Annotated in this window: 3 protein-coding genes; all 3 read right to left on the bottom strand. The window is 71.2% G+C overall.

All coding sequences use genetic code 11. The features are described from left to right. Positions 1–28 precede the first annotated feature (28 nt). From IEZ21_RS01600 to IEZ21_RS01590, 3 genes are read right to left on the bottom strand one after another with little or no spacing between them, the layout of a single operon-like run. The gene (locus IEZ21_RS01600; protein ID WP_189320073.1) at positions 29–973 is read right to left on the bottom strand and encodes a TauD/TfdA family dioxygenase; all 945 of its coding nucleotides are present in this window, start codon (positions 971–973) and stop codon (positions 29–31) included. Positions 974–986: 13 nt separating this feature from the next. Next, positions 987–2,027 carry a MupA/Atu3671 family FMN-dependent luciferase-like monooxygenase gene (locus tag IEZ21_RS01595; protein ID WP_189320072.1) on the bottom strand — a complete coding sequence of 347 codons (1,041 nt, stop codon included), beginning with the start codon at positions 2,025–2,027 and terminating at the stop codon, positions 987–989. Further along, positions 2,018–2,164, bottom strand: coding sequence for a hypothetical protein (locus IEZ21_RS01590; protein WP_189320071.1), 147 nt, complete (start codon positions 2,162–2,164; stop codon positions 2,018–2,020). The genes IEZ21_RS01595 and IEZ21_RS01590 overlap by 10 nt, the downstream gene beginning before the upstream one ends. Between the last annotated feature and the right edge of the window lie 126 nt (positions 2,165–2,290).

The raw sequence follows: 2,290 nt of genomic DNA, 5'->3' as shown, positions 1-2,290 counted from the left end.
GGATCCGCGGTCCGTCGCGCGGTACGGGTCAGTCGGACATGGCGACCAGGATGCGGCGGGTCCCCTCGAAGGGGCGGCGGCCGTGCCCGGTGAGCACGTTGTCGATCACCAGCACGTCGCCGAACCGCCAGTCCACGTCCACGGCCAGCTCCAGGCCCCGGTCGCGGATCTGGGTGACGTACTCGTCCGGTATGGGCGTGCCGTCGGCGAACGTGACGTACTGCGGGAACTCCTCGGGCGTGAGGATGTCGTACAGCTCCTTGGAGGTCTCGTCGCCGAGGCCGGCCGGGTGCCACTGGTCGGCCTGGTTGAACCAGACCTCGGTGCCCGTCACCGGGTGCGTGGTGGTGGCCCGGCGGTGCTGCACCACGCGGATGCCGTCCGGGCCCCATTCCCACTCGGCTTCGGAGGCCGTCAAGAACCGCTCCACCTCGGCGCGGTCGTCGGTCTCGAAGGTGTCCTGCCAGCTCTTGCCGAGTCCGTAACCGTCGTGCAGGTTCTGCACGTAGCGGATCCCGCCGGCGAAGGCCTCGCGAACCTCGGCATCGAGGGACCGGAGCCACAGCTCGCCGTCCACGACCGGGGTGGCTCCCCCGGACTCGGCGGCCTTCTCGCAGTAGAAGGCGAGCCGGGCCGGCCACTTGCGGGCGTAGTTCAGCTCGTTGTGCATCGAGATGGTGAAGCGCTGCGGGTACTCGGTGGAGGTGTAGAGATTGCCCCGCACCCGGGTGCGGGGGGAGTTGCCGTGCACGTAGGGCAGTCGGTTGGGCAGCAGCTGGCCGAGGACGGGCTCGATCGCGTCGGGCGTGACCCCGAACCCGCGGAAGACGAGCGCCTTGTGCTCCGTCAGCAGTTCGGCGAGACGGTCGGCGCCGAGTTCGGCCAGGTGTGCGGCCAGGTCCTGGCCCTCGGTCCCGGCGCCGGTGATCTCGTGCGGGGCCCAGGTCGGCCCTGCGCTCAGGGTGGTGCTCATGACGTCTCCTGTCTCATCGGGAGATGATCTCGTTCAGCTTGCCGAGCTTGTCGATGCCGTCGAGCACAGCCCGGGACTCCACTCCGAAGTCCACAAGGCAGCCGATCTCGTCGACACCCAAAGCCCGTATGTGCGGGAGCAGTTCGGCGGCCCGCTCGACGCTGCCGAAGAGCCCGCCGGTCTCGAAGTAGCGGTCGAACGCGCGGGCCGCGAGGTAGTCCATGTCGTCCGCGTTCAGCTCGGACAGGTCCATGTCCTTGCCGGTGAACGACTTGGCGGTGAGGTTCGCGGAGCTCTTCAGGTAGTTCGTGAAGGGCTCGCGCACCTGCTCGCGGACCTGGTCGAGGTCGTCGCCGAGCAGGGTGTGCAGCATCAGCACGACATGGCCGGACCAGCCGTCGTGTTCCTCGGCGGCCACCCGCCGGTACTCGGCGATCTTGCCGGCCACCTCCTCCAGGGACTGGCCCAGCAGGTGGGTGAGGATGCCGGCGCGCATCCGGGCGGCGGCCCGGAAAGTGTCCACGCCGCCGGCCGACGTCAGCCACACCGGCAACTCGGGCTGTACGGCGGGCGGGTAGGTACGGATCTCGACGGGCCGTCCGAGACCGTCGGCGGTGGCGAGGGCCTCGCCGCGCCACAGCCGACGGACCTCTTCGGCGGTGTCGCGGACCAGAGTGCGCCGGTCGGCGTGGTTCTCCGGGCGCAGGGCGAAGTCCACGGTGTTCCAGCCGGAGGCGAAGGCGATGCCGGCCCGGCCGCCCGAGAGGTTGTCCACCACCGACCACTCCTCGGCGATCCGCGCCGGGTGGTGGAGCGGGGCGACGACACTGCCGGCCCGGATGCCCACGCGCTGGGTGCACATGGCCACGGCGGCGCCGAGCACGGCCGGGTTCGGGTAGGCCCCGCCGAAGGGGTCGAAGTGCCGCTCCGGGGTCCACACGGCGGCTAGCCCCGACCGGTCGGCGAGTTTCGCTCCCTCGATCAACAGCTCGTACCGGCCGGCTTGCCCCGGCGCGGTGGAGTCGTGCGCGAAATAGAACAGGCTCAGATCCATGGACGGTCCTTCGGGTGGTCCGGGTTGTGGTCCGCTTGGTCGCGGGTGCGGGTGCGGGTGCGGGTGCGGGTGCGGGTGCGGGTGCGGGTGCGGGTGCGGGTGGTCGGGCAGGGTTGTGGTCGGGTGCGGGCGGTCATCGGGTCGGCCGGTCGGGAAGCGGCCGAGCAGGGCTCGGTGCAGGGACAGGGCGGAGGGAAACGGATACGGGCGGGGAGGCGACCGGGCGGTCCGGCCGGCCCCGGAGTGGGCAGGGGCGGGGAGGA

This window comes from Streptomyces flaveus, assembly GCF_014647675.1.
GTDB lineage: Bacteria > Actinomycetota > Actinomycetes > Streptomycetales > Streptomycetaceae > Streptomyces > Streptomyces flaveus.
Note: the sequence above shows the minus strand (reverse complement) of the source record. Positions and strands in the feature narration are given on the sequence as shown.